The 13,595-nt window shown below is 69.7% G+C and carries 16 protein-coding genes and 1 tRNA gene; 5 read left to right on the top strand and 12 right to left on the bottom strand.

What is annotated here, in order from left to right; all coding sequences use genetic code 11:
• Window positions 1-5: 5 nt before the first annotated feature.
• The 5 genes from pcaG to Q0833_RS05320 form a co-directional block, all read right to left on the bottom strand.
• Window positions 6-557: a protocatechuate 3,4-dioxygenase subunit alpha gene (pcaG, locus tag Q0833_RS05300; RefSeq protein WP_298430985.1), complete on the bottom strand. Its 552-nt coding sequence runs from the start codon at window positions 555-557 to the stop codon at window positions 6-8.
• The gene (gene pcaH / locus Q0833_RS05305) at window positions 554-1,270 is read right to left on the bottom strand and encodes a protocatechuate 3,4-dioxygenase subunit beta (RefSeq protein WP_298430987.1); all 717 of its coding nucleotides are present in this window, start codon (window positions 1,268-1,270) and stop codon (window positions 554-556) included. The genes pcaG and pcaH overlap by 4 nt, the downstream gene beginning before the upstream one ends.
• Window positions 1,267-1,644, bottom strand: a complete 378-nt coding sequence (locus Q0833_RS05310; protein ID WP_298430989.1) for a carboxymuconolactone decarboxylase family protein — start codon at window positions 1,642-1,644, stop codon at window positions 1,267-1,269. Before Q0833_RS05310 ends, pcaH begins: the two co-directional genes overlap by 4 nt.
• 87 nt (window positions 1,645-1,731) lie before the next feature.
• Window positions 1,732-3,138, bottom strand: a complete 1,407-nt coding sequence (gene glnA / locus Q0833_RS05315; protein ID WP_298430991.1) for a type I glutamate--ammonia ligase — start codon at window positions 3,136-3,138, stop codon at window positions 1,732-1,734.
• A 42-nt stretch (window positions 3,139-3,180) separates the two neighbouring features.
• Window positions 3,181-3,519: a P-II family nitrogen regulator gene (locus Q0833_RS05320; protein WP_298430992.1), complete on the bottom strand. Its 339-nt coding sequence runs from the start codon at window positions 3,517-3,519 to the stop codon at window positions 3,181-3,183.
• A 151-nt stretch (window positions 3,520-3,670) separates the two neighbouring features.
• Between Q0833_RS05320 and Q0833_RS05325 the strand changes: the two genes are divergently transcribed.
• On the top strand, window positions 3,671-5,185 hold the full coding sequence (locus Q0833_RS05325) for an NAD(P)H-hydrate dehydratase (RefSeq protein ID WP_298430994.1): 1,515 nt from the start codon (window positions 3,671-3,673) through the stop codon (window positions 5,183-5,185).
• Between the two features lie 298 nt (window positions 5,186-5,483).
• Here the strand turns inward: Q0833_RS05325 and Q0833_RS05330 are convergent, their stop codons facing one another.
• The gene (locus Q0833_RS05330) at window positions 5,484-5,984 is read right to left on the bottom strand and encodes a Hint domain-containing protein (RefSeq protein ID WP_298430996.1); all 501 of its coding nucleotides are present in this window, start codon (window positions 5,982-5,984) and stop codon (window positions 5,484-5,486) included.
• Between the two features lie 186 nt (window positions 5,985-6,170).
• Window positions 6,171-6,677, bottom strand: coding sequence for a Hint domain-containing protein (locus Q0833_RS05335; RefSeq protein WP_298430998.1), 507 nt, complete (start codon window positions 6,675-6,677; stop codon window positions 6,171-6,173).
• 133 nt (window positions 6,678-6,810) lie between these two features.
• Here Q0833_RS05335 and Q0833_RS05340 point away from each other — a divergent pair.
• The 3 genes from Q0833_RS05340 (at window position 6,811) to Q0833_RS05350 (ending at window position 8,643) form a co-directional block, all read left to right on the top strand.
• Window positions 6,811-6,895: transfer RNA gene (locus Q0833_RS05340), tRNA-Leu, on the top strand.
• A gap of 71 nt (window positions 6,896-6,966) precedes the next feature.
• Window positions 6,967-8,157: a DUF4147 domain-containing protein gene (locus Q0833_RS05345; RefSeq protein WP_298431000.1), complete on the top strand. Its 1,191-nt coding sequence runs from the start codon at window positions 6,967-6,969 to the stop codon at window positions 8,155-8,157.
• 30 nt (window positions 8,158-8,187) lie between these two features.
• On the top strand, window positions 8,188-8,643 hold the full coding sequence (locus Q0833_RS05350) for a DUF1499 domain-containing protein (protein ID WP_298431002.1): 456 nt from the start codon (window positions 8,188-8,190) through the stop codon (window positions 8,641-8,643).
• 378 nt (window positions 8,644-9,021) lie between these two features.
• Here Q0833_RS05350 and Q0833_RS05355 read toward each other — a convergent pair whose 3' ends face one another.
• Entirely contained in the window at window positions 9,022-10,050 is a 1,029-nt protein-coding gene (locus Q0833_RS05355) for an aldo/keto reductase (RefSeq protein WP_298431004.1), read from the bottom strand.
• 46 nt (window positions 10,051-10,096) lie between these two features.
• Window positions 10,097-10,879 (bottom strand): exodeoxyribonuclease III, encoded by a 783-nt coding sequence (gene xth, locus Q0833_RS05360; RefSeq protein ID WP_298431006.1) that lies wholly within the window; start codon window positions 10,877-10,879, stop codon window positions 10,097-10,099.
• 237 nt (window positions 10,880-11,116) lie between these two features.
• On the opposite strand from xth, the gene Q0833_RS05365 reads away from it, so the two are divergent.
• Complete coding sequence (locus tag Q0833_RS05365; RefSeq protein WP_298431008.1) at window positions 11,117-11,335, top strand: hypothetical protein; 219 nt, start codon at window positions 11,117-11,119, stop codon at window positions 11,333-11,335.
• Window positions 11,336-11,371: 36 nt separating this feature from the next.
• Here the strand turns inward: Q0833_RS05365 and Q0833_RS05370 are convergent, their stop codons facing one another.
• The 3 genes from Q0833_RS05370 to Q0833_RS05380 form a co-directional block, all read right to left on the bottom strand.
• On the bottom strand, window positions 11,372-11,920 hold the full coding sequence (locus Q0833_RS05370; protein WP_298431010.1) for a pyridoxamine 5'-phosphate oxidase family protein: 549 nt from the start codon (window positions 11,918-11,920) through the stop codon (window positions 11,372-11,374).
• A 62-nt stretch (window positions 11,921-11,982) separates the two neighbouring features.
• The gene (locus Q0833_RS05375) at window positions 11,983-12,381 is read right to left on the bottom strand and encodes a hypothetical protein (protein WP_298431012.1); all 399 of its coding nucleotides are present in this window, start codon (window positions 12,379-12,381) and stop codon (window positions 11,983-11,985) included.
• A 10-nt stretch (window positions 12,382-12,391) separates the two neighbouring features.
• The gene (locus Q0833_RS05380) at window positions 12,392-13,594 is read right to left on the bottom strand and encodes a pyridoxal phosphate-dependent aminotransferase (RefSeq protein ID WP_298431014.1); all 1,203 of its coding nucleotides are present in this window, start codon (window positions 13,592-13,594) and stop codon (window positions 12,392-12,394) included.
• Between the last annotated feature and the right edge of the window lies 1 nt (window position 13,595).

The raw sequence follows: 13,595 nt of genomic DNA on the forward strand, positions 1-13,595 counted from the left end.
GGCGCTCACATGTCGAGGAACACGGTCTCGGCGTCTCCTTGCAGACGGATGGTCATATGCCAAGCCCCGTCCGCCGCGTGCGCCAGAAGCGTGGCGGCGCGGTCGGGCGGGTCGATCGCGGCCAGGAGCGGGTCGGTCGCGTTGGCCGGGTCGCCGTCGAAATAGAGCCGGGTGTGGAGCCCGAGGTTGATGCCGCGGGCCATGATCCAGAGCGTCAGGTGGGGCGCGTGGGGCCCGATGGCGCCCGGGCGGACGGTGGACAGGTGGACCGTGCCCGCGTCGTCGCAGGCCCGCCGGGCCCAGCCCGCCAGATGCGGATCGCGCGAGGGCAGATGGCCCGCCGCATCGGCCTGCCAGATCTCGACCAGCGCGTCGGCCAGCGGTTCGTCCGCTCCGTCGAGGATGGTGATCGCAACCTCGATCCGCTCGCCTTCGGCCGCGCCGGTGATCATCTCGGCCCCGAGATCGGCGCCGCCATACATCCCGATCCCGGCCGCATTGGGCAGCAGCCCGATATGGACGTAAGGCCCTGCCGTCTGGCTGGCGCTCTCCCTCATCGGCCCGCCTCGAACGGCGTTTCGCGGCGGCCGCGCAGCACGATGTCGAAGCGGTAGGCCCGCGCGTCCATCGGGATCGTCGCATCCATGTCGAGCCGGGCCGTCAGCCGGTCGATGGCCGCCGGATCGGGGATCGACTGAACGATGGGGCAGAGCGCGATGTGGGGATCGCCCTCGAAATACATCTGGGTGATGAGCCGCTGGCCGAAGGCGTGGCCGAACAGGCTGAAATGGATATGGGCGGGCCGCCAGTCGTTGCCGCCGTTGGGCCAGGGGTAGGGGCCGGGGCGGACGGTGCGGAACGCGAAAGCGCCGTCGGCGCCCGTCATGCACCGCCCGCAGCCACCGAAGCCGGGGTCGAGCGGCGCCAGATAGCCGTCCTTCTTGTGGCGATACCGCCCGCCCGCATTGGCCTGCCAGACCTCGACCAGGGCGTCGGGAACCGGCCGCCCGGTCTCGTCACGGACATGGCCCAGCACGATGATCCGCTCGCCGATGGCATCGCCGGTGCCGAAATTCCGGATCAGGTCGGCGTCCATCTCGCCGATGGTGTCGTGCCCGAAGGTCGGACCCGCCTCCTCGGACGGGGTGGAGGGGAACGCGATCGGCGCATGGCGCGGCGACCGGAGCGCGGTGCTGCGATAGGGCGGGTGGAGCGGTGGCGGGTGGTTGCCGGGCGCGCGGGGGATCAGGCGGCCGCCGCCGGCGGTCATTCGGACCGCTCCGCAAGGATGCGCTTGGCCAGCTGGATCGCGTGATTGGCGCGCGGGATGCCCGCGTATATGCCGACATGCTGAATCAGCTCGGCCACGTCCTCGGCGGTGGCCCCGGTATTGGCGGTCGCGCGCAGATGCAGCTCGAATTCGCCCCAGTTGCCTGTCGCGGCAAGGATGGCGAGCGTCAGCATCGACCGCTCCCGCAGCGTCAGCGCGTCCGATGCCCAGACGGTGCCCCAGGCGGAAACCGTTGTCAGGTCGACGAATTTCGCCTCCAGCCCGTCGGGGTCGGATTGCGAGCGGTCCACATGGGCGTCGCCCAGGACCTGGCGGCGGCGGGCCTCGCCGCGGATGCGTCTGTCATCGGTCATGTGGGCAAGGATGGCGCGCAGGCCCCGGAGGCGCAAACGAAAAGGGGCGACCCGAAGGCCGCCCCGTTCCGTGGTCCCGCAAGGGGATCAGCAGCTGTAGTACATGCCGTACTCGACCGGGTGCGGCGTGTGCTCGTAGGCGTAGACCTCGTCCCACTTGAGCGCCATATAGCCCTCGATCTGGTCGCGGGTGAACACATCGCCGGCCAGAAGGAACTCGTGATCCTTCTCCAGTTCATCGAGCGCTTCGCGCAGCGAGCCGCAGACGGTCGGGATCGACGCCAGCTCCTCGGCGGGCAGGTCGTAGAGATCCTTGTCGGACGGCTCGCCCGGATGGATCTTGTTCTGGATGCCGTCGAGACCGGCCATCAGCAGAGCGGCGAAGCAGAGATAGGGGTTCGCCGCCGGGTCCGGGAAGCGGGCCTCGACGCGCTTGGCCTTGGGGTTCTCCGTCCACGGGATGCGGACACAGCCCGAGCGATTGCGCGCGGAATAGGCGCGCAGCACGGGCGCCTCGAAGCCGGGGATCAGGCGCTTGTAGCTGTTGGTCGCCGGGTTCGTGAACGCGTTCAGCGCCTTGGCGTGCTTGAGGATGCCGCCGATGAAATACAGCGCCTCCATCGACAGATCGGCGTACTGGTCACCCGCGAAGAGCGGCTTGCCGTCCTTCCAGATCGACATGTTGACGTGCATGCCGGTGCCGTTGTCGCCCGCGATCGGCTTGGGCATGAACGTGGCCGACTTGCCGTAGGCGTGGGCCACGTTGTGAATGACGTACTTGTACTTCTGAAGCTCGTCGGCCTGCTTGGTCAGGGTGCCGAAGATCAGGCCCAGCTCGTGTTGGCAGGACGCGACCTCGTGGTGATGCTTGTCGACCTTCATGCCGATCCGCTTCATCGTCGAGAGCATCTCGGAGCGGAGATCCTGACTCGCGTCGGTCGGGTTCACGGGGAAGTACCCGCCCTTGACGCCGGGCCGATGGCCCATGTTGCCCATCTCGTATTCGCTGTCGGTATTCCACGCGGCGTCGGCCGCATCGACCTCGAACGAGACCTTGTTCATCGTGTTCGAGAACCGGACGTCGTCGAACAGGAAGAACTCCGCCTCGGGGCCGAAGAAGGACTGGTCGCCGATCCCGCTGGAGATGAGGTAGGCCTCGGCCTTCTCGGCGGTGCCGCGCGGGTCGCGGTCGTAGCTCTCGCCCGTATCCGGCTCGACGATGGAGCAATGCACGCAGAGCGTCTTCTCGGCGTAGAACGGATCGACATAGGCGCTGTCGGTATCCATCATCAGCTTCATGTCGGAGGCTTCGATCGACTTCCAGCCCGCGATGGACGAGCCGTCGAACATGAAGCCTTCCTCGATGAAGTCGGCATCGACCTGATCGGACATGACGGTCACGTGTTGCAGCTTGCCGCGCGGGTCGGTGAAGCGGATGTCGACATACTCGATGTCCTCATCCTTGATCTGCTTGAGGACGGCATCCGTGCTCATGGGCGTTTCCCTTCCTGGTTTGATTTGATTCTGTGCGTGGGGTCAGATCGCGTCCTGACCGGACTCGCCGGTGCGGATGCGGATCGCCTGTTCGACGGGCGAGACGAAGATCTTGCCGTCGCCGATCTTGTCGGTCTTGGCCGCACCCACGATGGCGTCGATGGCCGCGTCGACCATGTCGTCGGCCAGCACGACCTCGATCTTCACCTTGGGCAGGAAATCCACGACGTATTCGGCCCCGCGATAGAGCTCGGTGTGGCCCTTCTGGCGGCCGAAGCCCTTGACCTCGGTCACCGAGAGACCCTGAATCCCGATCTCCTGCAGCGCCTCCTTCACCTCGTCGAGCTTGAATGGCTTGATGATGGCTTCGATCTTCTTCATGGCGTCCTCCCGCAGCGTCCGGGGTGGCTTTGCAGGCTGGACGGGGGGCGTCCATCGGGTAGCCTTTCGGCAGGCGGGGTCGGACGGGGAATCCCCAGCGACCGCCTCCAGATCGGGCAATGTGCCTAATTAATGTGCGATTGGCGAACTCATGGCGGACATCCTCCTGACCGCGGTCCAGATGCGCGCCTTGGAACGGGCCGCCATCGATTCAGGTGCGGTGCGGGGGATCGACCTGATGGAGCGGGCGGGCCGGGGCGCGGTCGAGGCGGTCCTCGCGCATTGGCCCGCGCTGGCCGCCGCACCTTGCCGCGCGGTCGTGCTCTGCGGGCCGGGCAACAATGGCGGCGACGGGTTCGTGGTCGCGCGCCTGCTTCATCAGCGGGGATGGGAGGTCGACGTTCAGCTCCATGGCGGGGCCGAGGCCCTGCCGCCGGATGCCCGTGCCAACCACGACCGCTGGCGTGCGCTGGGCGAGGTCGGGGCGCTCGCCGTCGGCCACGCCCCGGAGGCCGATCTCGTCGTCGACGCGCTCTTCGGAGCGGGGCTGTCGCGCGACTTGCCGGACGACGTTCTGGACCTTGCGACGCAGTGGACCGACGCGCGGGCCGCCCGGGTCGTCGCCCTGGATGCGCCGACCGGTCTCTGCCTCGATTCGGGTCGCCGTCGCGGCGGCTGCCTTCCGGCGGATCTCACAGTCGCGCTCCACGGCCTGAAGCCCGGCCACGTGCTCGCCGACGGCTCGACCGCCTGTGGCACGGTGCGGGTCGTCGGGATCGGGCTAACCTCGCCCGACGATCCGGCGCTGGCCCGTCTGGTCGCGGGCGATCGTCGGGTCCTCAAGGTCGCGGGGCACAAGTACGACCACGGGCACGCGCTCGTCCTGTCCGGCGGGCTCGGGCTCGGGCGCACCGGTGCTGCCCGGCTGGCCGCACGCGGTGCGCTGCGGGTCGGCGCGGGGCTGGTGACGTTGGGCGCGCCGGGGGCGGCCTTGCTGGAATGCGCGGGCCAGGTCACGGCGATCATGCTGCGACGATGCGATGACGGCGCGGCGCTGGCGGCGCGACTGGACGACGCGCGGATCACCGCCCTCTGCCTCGGGCCGGGGCTGGGAATCGACGCACGGGGTAGCGATCTGGTGGCCGCCGCGCTCGCCTCCGGTCGCCCTGCGGTGCTCGACGCCGACGCACTGACCCTCCTCGCGGGGGCGGGCATCGGCGCGCCCCATGGCCGCTGCATCCTGACGCCGCATGACGGCGAGTTCGCACGGCTCTGTCCCGAGATCGCCGCACGCCTCGCCGCGCCGCCGGGCGAGGGGCCCGCGATGTCGCGCCTCGATGCCGCGCGCGCCGCGGCCGCGACGCTCGGGGCGGTGGTCCTGCTCAAGGGGCCGGCCACCGTCATCGCGGCACCAGACGGTCGCGTCGCGGTGAATGCGGCCGTGGGCGCCCGCGCCGCGCCGTGGCTCGCCACCGCCGGGAGCGGGGACGTTCTGGCGGGGATCGCGACGGGGCTGCTGGCGCGCGGTTTCGCGCCGTTCGACGCGGCCTGTCAGGCGGCGTGGCTGCATGTCGAAGCCGCACGCGCCTTTGGGCCGGGCCTGATCGCCGAGGACCTGCCAGAAATGCTGCCGCACGTGTTTTCGGAGCTTGCGCGGGCAGGCTAGATCAGGCCGATCGAGCACGGATCGTGTTGGTTTCGGGCGTTCTACTCGCCACCCGCTGCGCCATCGCTCTGGAGAGGTCCTGAACCGCGATGAAGGCCCGGTGCCACGGGCGGCTGATCTCAACGCGGTTGGGCGAGGGCGCGCGCGGACAGCCGCTTTGTGCCCTTCGTTTGAAGGCGACAGGAAGACCATTGGAATGCGGAGGGCCGACGCGCCGGAGCGGGTGAAACCGCCGTCGAGCAGGGTGTTTTGCGGCCTGCACACCGAGCCGCCGCGACGACCCGCCCTGCGCCCCGTGTCAGGCGGCGGGGATCGCGTCGCGCGCGCCAGAGACGATCTCGATCCCGTCGACATAGAGCGCGGAGGGGGCATCTAGCACCAGCGAGTAGGTCGTCATCGCCGGAGCGCAGACCCGGCGGATGATCGCGCCATCGACCAGTCGCGTCGCGGCGATCCGGGCCTCGCGCGCGTTGTAGATCGTCTTGGCCCGCCAGTCGCGGATGACGACCGGCTGGTCCGGCGGCAGGTGAAGATCCCGCTCGGGCTGGTCGCGGCCCATCGCGCCGGCGGGAATGGCGACCATCGCGGCTCCGGCGGGGACGTCGTTTCTGACGATGTCGCGGAGCTGCACCATGCCGCGATCACGGGTGACGATGCGGTCACCGGGGCGCAGCGTTTCGACACGACATTCGCCCGTCGCGGTCAGAACGCGGCTTCCGGACGGAAGGGCGTGACGGAAGGATCGGTCGGCCAGGACCGGGACCCCGGGCGCAGGCGCCGGGCTTGAATCTGTGGTCATGTCACTGCTCGCGCGATTGTTCGCTTGTCGTGACATCAGGCTAGCCCCCACGGCCATGCGGAGCACCAGGTTTCTCCGCGGCATTCATCATGCCGGGGAAAGTGTTGCGAAATCGTTAATGCGGACGTGAAAAGGCCCGGGCGGGGGGCCCGGGCCAGCGCTCGAATTCTGCCGGTTCGAGAGCGTTCAGTCCGCGTCGGTGATCTCGATCACGCCGGTCTCGGTGCGGCCCGTCGCCGTCTCGAGCCCGTTGGCATAGACCGTCAGCGCGCCGTCGAAGGCGAGCCGGAAGAACGCGACCTCGCCGAAGGCGGCGATCTGCTTGCCGTCACACAGACGCCGTGCCGGCACCATGGCGACATCGGCGTCGAACAGCGCCTTGGCGCGCCAGTCGCGGACGGTGACATGCTGGTCGGCGGCGACGGTCGTGTCGCGCTCGGGGCGGGCGAGCCCCAGGCTGTCGGTGCGGATGGTGCAGGCGGGGGCCTCGATGGCCTCGATGGCGCGGATCACGGCCATGCCGCGCTCGCGGGTGATGACGCGGTCGCCGACCTTGAGCTGTTCGATCGGCATCTCGCCCTTGGCGGTCAGGATCATCGATCCCCGCGCAATGCCGCCGCGCACGGTTGCCTCGGCCACGGGCGACGCCGTCTCGGTGAGCGTGTCTGCATTCTGTCGGAGCTGAACGGTCATGGCAGTGATCCCGTGTCGGTGATTTATGGCAGTAACCATAATCTCTGCGCCAATTGCGGCACGATCTGGGCACGGGTGAGGACTCTTTCGGACACTTCAATGTCCAAATCGCGGGTGCTACAGGGACCGCGGAGCGGGTGTGGCGGAATTGGTAGACGCACCAGATTTAGGTTCTGGCGCCGCGAGGCGTGGGGGTTCGAGTCCCTTCACCCGCACCATACTGACGCCCGAAGGGGCCCGAATTGCGGCAGCGCGCGGGCGATTGCGGGCCATTCCGGGCGGGGGCGGCATGCGGGACGGATTGCGCGACATCTTCATGGCCGGCGTGGCGCGGGCCGATCCGGCGGCGGCCGTCGCGGCGGCCATGCCCGCGGCGCGGCCCGACCTGATAATCGCGCTGGGGAAGGCGGCGGTGGCGATGGCGCGCGCGGCGCTGGCGCGGCATCCGGGCGTGCCCTGCCTCGTCGTGACCAACCCCGAGAACGCGGCGGAGGTGCCGGGCGCGACCGTCCTTCTGGGCGGGCATCCGGTGCCCGATGCGGGCTCGGCCGAGGCGGGGGCGGCGCTTCTGGATGCGGCCGGGGCGCTCGGGGCGGGCGAGCGCTGCCTTGCGCTGATCTCGGGCGGCGGATCGGCGCTGGCGGTGGCACCGGTGGCGGGTGTGACGCTGGAGGACAAGGCGGAGGTCTCGCGGCTGCTGCTCGCGGCCGGGCTGGATATCGCGGCGATGAACCGGGTGCGCCAGGCCCTCAGCCGCCTGAAGGGGGGCGGGCTCGCGCGGGCGGCGGCCCCGGCGACGGTCGAGGCGCTGATCCTGTCAGACGTTGTGGGCGACGACCTCGCGGCGATCGCGTCCGGTCCGACCGTGGCACCGTCGGGCGGCGCAGAGGAGGCGCGGGCGATCCTCGAAGCGGCGAGCCTCTGGTCGCGCATCCCCGAGAGCTGTCGCGCCGCACTTGCGAGGAACACGGACGTGGCGACACCACCCGCGACGGCGCGGCTGATCGGGTCCAACGCCCTCTCGGTCGCGGCGATGGCCGAGGCGGCGTCCGACGCGCGCGTCGATCCGGACCCGCTGGTCGGCGATGTGGCCACGGCGGCGGCGCGGGTCGCAGCGGTCGCGGCGCGGGGCGCGGGCACGACGCTCTGGGGCGGCGAGACGACGGTGATCCTGCGGGGCAACGGGCAGGGCGGCCGCAACCAGGAGCTGGCGCTGCGCGTGGCGCGCGCGCTGGAAGGGATCGACCGGCCCTGGGCGTTCCTCTCGGGCGGCACGGACGGGCGCGACGGGCCGACCGACGCGGCGGGCGCGCTGGTCGATAACGGTACGCTCGGGCGCATCGCGGCGGCGGGTCTCGACGTGGATGCGATGCTGGCGCGCAACGACAGTTATCCCGCGCTGGCGGCGGCGGGCGATCTGCTGATCACGGGCGGGACGGGGACGAATGTCGCCGATCTCCAGATCCTGCGGGTGGGGTGACAGGGTGGGGGCGCGCCCTAGGTGAGCGGCATGGTTGGACGCATTCTCATCCTCGCGGCGCTGGGCGCCGGGGCCGCCGCCGCGATCGGCATCCGCAGTGCCGACATGTCCGCCGAGGCGTGGCATGTCGACCCGGATAGCGGGGCGCGGACGGGCAAGCCGAACGACTACCTCGTGGCCGAGGGCGGCGACCGCGCGCCCTTCGTGTCGTCGCTGGCCCCCGCGGACCTGGGTGCGCGGCTGGACGCGGTGGCGCTGGCCGAGGCGCGGACCGAGGTGCTGGCAGGCTCGGCAGCGGAGGGCTGGGTCACCTATCTGCAGCGCTCTGCCATGATGGGGTTTCCGGACGCCGTGTCGGTGCGGATCGCGCCGGAGGGCGATGGGTCGCGGCTCACGGCCTGGAGCCGCTCGCGCTACGGGCATTCCGATCTCGGGGTGAACAAGGCGCGGCTGGAGCGCTGGCTGGCGGCGCTGGAGGCGGGCTGAGCGCCGGTCTCGGCGGTCAGGCGAGATGCGAGACGGGACGAACGGCGATGCCGGCGCGCGACTCGGCCGGCGCATGGGACGATGGCGCGGAGACCGCCGGGGCGCATCGTGGCAGGCCGGACGGGGCCGGCGGCGGATACGCCGGGGGCCGTGTGCCAGTATCTCGCGAGATCGGTCAGAGAGTGACGCGGCGCCGCGTGCGGGCGGACGTCCCTTCGGATGGATCACCCCCGTGCCACGAGGAGCGATGTCGGATCGGGCCCGATCCGCGTGGTCACGGCGTTTGAGCCGCGACCCCTCGGGATCGTCCTAGGTCGTGATGCTGCAGCGGAGCCCTGTATTCGGACGAGCGGTGAATGGTTCGTTAACGCGCCACGCTCAATAGGGCAGCGGATGCGCCTTATGGGTTTCGTCTATGGCGGCGACCAGCTCCTCCGAGAGCGTCACGTCGGCCCCTGCCAACTCATGCGCGAGCTGGTCGGTGGTCGAGGCACCGATGATCGCCACGCAGCGGAAGGGGCGCGTCCGGAGCCAGGCCAGCGCCATGTGGACGGGATCGACGCCGTGATCGCGCGCGAGGTCAAGATAGGCGGCCACGGCGGGATGAAGCCGGTCGGTCCAGCGGCCGCCAAGGCTGTCGTTCACCGACCGGCGCGAGCCGTCGGGGACGGCGCCGTCCTGGTACTTGCCGGTCAGGATCCCTGCGGCCAGCGGCGAGAAGGCCAGCATCGTGATCCCCTCGTGCACCAGCGTTTCGGCAATGTCGGTATCGGCGAGGCGGGCCAGCAGCGAGTATTCGTTCTGCAGCCCGACGACCGGCGGGCCGCCCGTCGCCTCGGCGGCGGCGTTCCATTGCATCATGCCCCAAGACGATTCGTTCGAGAGGCCGAAATGGCGGATCGTGCCGCGCTCGACCTCGCGGGCCAGCGCGCCTGCGCAATCGGCGAAGTTCTGGCGGATCGCGGCGCGCTCGCCTTCGGGAACGTAGGTCCAGTTCTTGCGGAACTGGAAGCTGCCGCGATTGGGCCAGTGGAACTGGTAGAGGTCGATCGTATCGACCCGCAGACGCTTGAGGTTGCCTTCGAGCGTGACGGGAATGCTCTCGGCGGTGATGGGCGCGCCGTCGCGGGGATGGGCGCCCTCACCGGAATGCTTGGTCGCGATCCGGAGGCCCGTGCCGCCCGCGGCGATCCAGTCGCCGATGATCTCCTCGGTGCGACCGATCGTTTCGGGGCGGATCGGATTGACCGGATACATCTCGGCTGTGTCGAGCCACGTGATCCCCGCATCGACCGCCATGTCGAGTTGGGTGTGGGCGTCGGCGGGCGAGGTCTGGGTGCCGAAGGTCATCGTGCCGAGGATGAACTCGGAGACGGTGTCATCGGACCCGAGGGGGACGGTGCGCATGGAGATGTCTTTCGTGCAGCGGGCGGCCCGGCGGGCGGGCGGCCGGTCAAATGTCGAGGTCGAGCCAGACGGGAACATGGTCCGACGGCTTGGTGCGTCCACGCATCTCGGCCTGGATGGTGCAGTCGGTCAGGCGGTCGGCGATGGCGGGCGACAGCAGGAAATGGTCGATGCGGATGCCGTCGTTCCGGTCCCATGCGCCTGCCTGGTAGTCCCAGAAGCTGTAATGCCCGGGCGTGGGGTTGCGGGTGCGAAACGCCTCGGTCAGCCCCAGATGGCAGAGGCGGCGCCACGCCGCACGGGTCTCGGGGCGGGCGAGGGCGTCGTCGCGCCATGCCTCGGGGCGGGCGGCGTCGCGGTCGTCGGGGATGACGTTGAAATCGCCGGTCATGAGGAACGGCTCCTCGGCGGCCAGAAGGTCGCGCGCCCGCGCTTCGAGCCGGGCCATCCAGCCCAGCTTGTAGTCGTATTTCGGCCCCGGCGCCGGGTTGCCGTTGGGCAGGTAGAGGCCGCAGATGCGGACCGCGCCCGTCTCGCCGATCGCCGTGCCCTCGATATAGCGGGCCTGTTCGTCCGAATCGTCGCCCGGCAGACCGCGCACGACATCCTCGAGCGGGGTCTTCGACAGGAGGGCGACGCCGTTGAAGCCTTTCTGCCCGTGCGTGTGCAACTCGTAGCCCGCATCTTCGACGACCTCGCGGGGGAAGGCCTCGTCTACGGATTTGATTTCCTGCAGGACGGCCACGTCGGGCGCATCCTCGGCCAGCCAGCGGGCGACGGTCTCGTGCCGGGCCTTGATGCCGTTGATGTTGTAGGTCGCGATTTTCATGGGACCGGGCTTAGGGCAGTCGGCGGGGCAAGTCACGGGGCCGGGTGCGGTCGGGCGCGGCTTACCTGTTATCGCATAGCGGCGCGGCGGCCTGCGGCGGTGATCGCATGTCGCGGCGGACGGGACCTATCTGCGCCCATGCCGACAGGCGGCGCACCCGGACGAAGCGGGGCGGCGAGGGTCGGACGACTTCCAACCCCGAACGGCCCCGAGACGGCCGCACCAGGAGACCCGACCATGAAACTGCATCTTGCGCTTGCCGCCCTTCTGACCTCGCTTGCCGCCTGCGGTCCCGGCGGCCCCATCGACAGCGACGTGGAGCGCGGCCTCGTCGGCGCGGCCATCGGCTATGGTGCTGCAAAGGCCGTGGACGGCAACGGCGACCGCGGCGCGATCGTCGGAGGCCTCGCGGGGATCTTCTGCGACGATCTCGGCGGCTGCGCCCGCTCGCGCTGACTCCCAGGCTGCGCGGCCCGGCGGGTCGCGCGGCCCTCAGTCCCGGATCAGCCCGGTGTCGAACCCGTCGATCGTTTCGGCGTTCTTGCGGCGCCAATAGGCGGCGATCTGGTCGTCGTCGAGGCCGTCCCAATAGGGCACCAATTCCTCCATCGCGCGGTCGGCGGTCAGCGTCATGCGCGGCACCCCGGTCCCGCAGGAGGTCTGCACGGCCTCGATCGCGACGTCGAAGATCTGCCGGCTGCCCGACAGGTCGGGAAAGGCCGCGAGCCGCGCCGTCCAGTCTGCATCGTGGGGATGGATGACGCGCGCCGTGCCATAGAGCCGCAGGATCAGCGCATCGCCCTCGAAGGCGCAGAACATCAGCGTGATGCGGTTGAGCTGTGCGACATGGCCCGCCGTCTCGTTGCCGCTGCCCGAGAGGTTCAGCCAGCTCAGATGCGTGTCGTCCACGATCCGCAGCGTGTCGGCCCCCTTGGGCGAGAGGTTGACCCGCCCCTCGGCGGCCGCGCTGGCCACGAAGAACATCGGCTGGCGTTCGATGAACGCGCGGAGCGTGGGGTTGAGCTTGGAGCCGAGCGCCATGACGTCCTCCGTCCGGATCGAGAGAACGTTAGCGGAACATCTGCACGGCGGCAATGCCGGGGTCAGTCGCCCTGAAGCCGGTCCGCGCGCTTCTTGGCCAGCACGGTGCGCAGATCGTGCATCGCCATCAGCAACCGGTCCGTCACCGCGTCGAGCTGGTCGTCGGTGGCGCGCGCCTGCGCCCAATGCGCCGTGAGGTTCAGGTGGTCGACGGTGCGAAGGATGTCGTCGACGTCGCGCGCGGCCAGCGTCGCGCTCCGCTCGGCCATCCACGCGTCGATCGCGGCCTTGTCCGCGGGCGTGAGGATCGTGTCGCCCTGCGGCTTCACGGCACCGTTGTTGATATTCAACGTCGCGATCTGATCGAGTTCCAGCCGCCGCTGCCGGTTCTCGGCATCGACGCGGAACACGAGCGCGCCGTTCTCCTTCACGCGGAAGTAGTAGGGGGGCAGGCCGCTCATGCGAGGATGCTCAAGACAGCCCCTCGCAGAACCGCTTGATGCGGGCGCAGGCCTCGGTCAGCGCCTCGTCCGAGGTCGCGTAGGAGACGCGGAAATGGGGGCTGAGGCCGAAGGCCGCGCCGAACACGACCGCGACGCCTTCTTCTTCGAGCAGCGCCGTCGCGAACGTCTCGTCATCGGCGATCTCGGTGCCGCCGGCGCTGGTCTTGCCGATGCAGCCTGCCACGCTGGGATAGACGTAAAACGCGCCCTCGGGCTTGGGGCAATCGATGCCGGGGCAGGCGTTCAGGCCCGCGACGACCAGATCGCGGCGGCCCTTGAAGAGCGCCTGGTTCGGCCGGATGAAGGCCTGCGTTCCTTCCAACGCCTCGACCGCGGCCCACTGGCTGATGGAGCAGGGGTTGGACGTGGATTGCGACTGAACCTTCCGCATCGCGGCGATCAGCGTCTCGGGGCCCGCGGCATAGCCGATGCGCCAGCCGGTCATGGAATAGGCCTTGGAGACGCCGTTCATCGTCAGCGTCCGGTCGATCAGCTGCGGCTCGACCTGCGCGGGCGTGGCGAAGACGAAATTGTCGAACACGAGATGCTCGTACATGTCGTCGGTCAGGATCCAGACATGGGGATGGCGCAGGAGCACGTCGGTCAAAGCTTTCAGCTCGGAGGCCGAATAGGCGGCCCCCGTCGGGTTCGACGGCGAGTTGAAGATGAACCACTTGGTCTTGGGCGTGATCGCCGCCTCCAGCGCCTCGGGCGTCAGCTTGAAATTGGTCTCGATGCCGGCTTCCGCGATCACCGGCTCGCCGCCCGCCAGAAGGACCATGTCGGGATAGCTCACCCAGTAGGGGGCCGGGATCACCACCTCGTCGCCGGGGTTCAGCGTGGCCACGAAGGCGTTGTAGAGCACCTGCTTGCCGCCGGTCCCGACGGTGACCTGCGCGGGCGTGTAGTCGAGGCCGTTGTCGCGCTTGAACTTGGCACAGATGGCGGCCTTCAGCTCGGGGATGCCGTCGACGGCGGTGTACTTGGTCTTGCCCGCCTCGATGGCGGCGACCGCTGCGGCCTTGATGTTCTCGGGGGTGTCGAAATCGGGCTCGCCCGCGCCGAGGCCGATCACGTCGCGCCCCTCGGCCTTCAATTCGCGGGCCTTGTTGGTCACCGCGATGGTCGGCGACGGCTTCACGCGGGAGAGGGTGTCGGACAGGAAGGCCATT

The sequence above is a fragment of the uncultured Jannaschia sp. genome (assembly GCF_947503795.1).
Lineage (GTDB): Bacteria > Pseudomonadota > Alphaproteobacteria > Rhodobacterales > Rhodobacteraceae > Jannaschia.

Coding starts and splice junctions, on each gene's coding strand:
- Q0833_RS05370 (WP_298431010.1), bottom strand. CDS start 11,920: ATGGCGCTCGGCTCCAAGCTCAACCCCACGCTCCGCGCGTTCATCGAA.
- Q0833_RS05380 (WP_298431014.1), bottom strand. CDS start 13,594: ATGGCCTTCCTGTCCGACACCCTCTCCCGCGTGAAGCCGTCGCCGACC.
- Q0833_RS05350 (WP_298431002.1), top strand. CDS start 8,188: ATGGTTGGACGCATTCTCATCCTCGCGGCGCTGGGCGCCGGGGCCGCC.
- Q0833_RS05365 (WP_298431008.1), top strand. CDS start 11,117: ATGAAACTGCATCTTGCGCTTGCCGCCCTTCTGACCTCGCTTGCCGCC.
- pcaH (WP_298430987.1), bottom strand. CDS start 1,270: ATGACCGCCGGCGGCGGCCGCCTGATCCCCCGCGCGCCCGGCAACCAC.
- Q0833_RS05320 (WP_298430992.1), bottom strand. CDS start 3,519: ATGAAGAAGATCGAAGCCATCATCAAGCCATTCAAGCTCGACGAGGTG.
- Q0833_RS05345 (WP_298431000.1), top strand. CDS start 6,967: ATGCGGGACGGATTGCGCGACATCTTCATGGCCGGCGTGGCGCGGGCC.
- Q0833_RS05335 (WP_298430998.1), bottom strand. CDS start 6,677: ATGACCGTTCAGCTCCGACAGAATGCAGACACGCTCACCGAGACGGCG.
- Q0833_RS05310 (WP_298430989.1), bottom strand. CDS start 1,644: ATGACCGATGACAGACGCATCCGCGGCGAGGCCCGCCGCCGCCAGGTC.
- Q0833_RS05330 (WP_298430996.1), bottom strand. CDS start 5,984: ATGACCACAGATTCAAGCCCGGCGCCTGCGCCCGGGGTCCCGGTCCTG.
- Q0833_RS05325 (WP_298430994.1), top strand. CDS start 3,671: ATGGCGGACATCCTCCTGACCGCGGTCCAGATGCGCGCCTTGGAACGG.
- glnA (WP_298430991.1), bottom strand. CDS start 3,138: ATGAGCACGGATGCCGTCCTCAAGCAGATCAAGGATGAGGACATCGAG.
- pcaG (WP_298430985.1), bottom strand. CDS start 557: ATGAGGGAGAGCGCCAGCCAGACGGCAGGGCCTTACGTCCATATCGGG.
- Q0833_RS05355 (WP_298431004.1), bottom strand. CDS start 10,050: ATGCGCACCGTCCCCCTCGGGTCCGATGACACCGTCTCCGAGTTCATC.
- Q0833_RS05375 (WP_298431012.1), bottom strand. CDS start 12,381: ATGAGCGGCCTGCCCCCCTACTACTTCCGCGTGAAGGAGAACGGCGCG.
- xth (WP_298431006.1), bottom strand. CDS start 10,879: ATGAAAATCGCGACCTACAACATCAACGGCATCAAGGCCCGGCACGAG.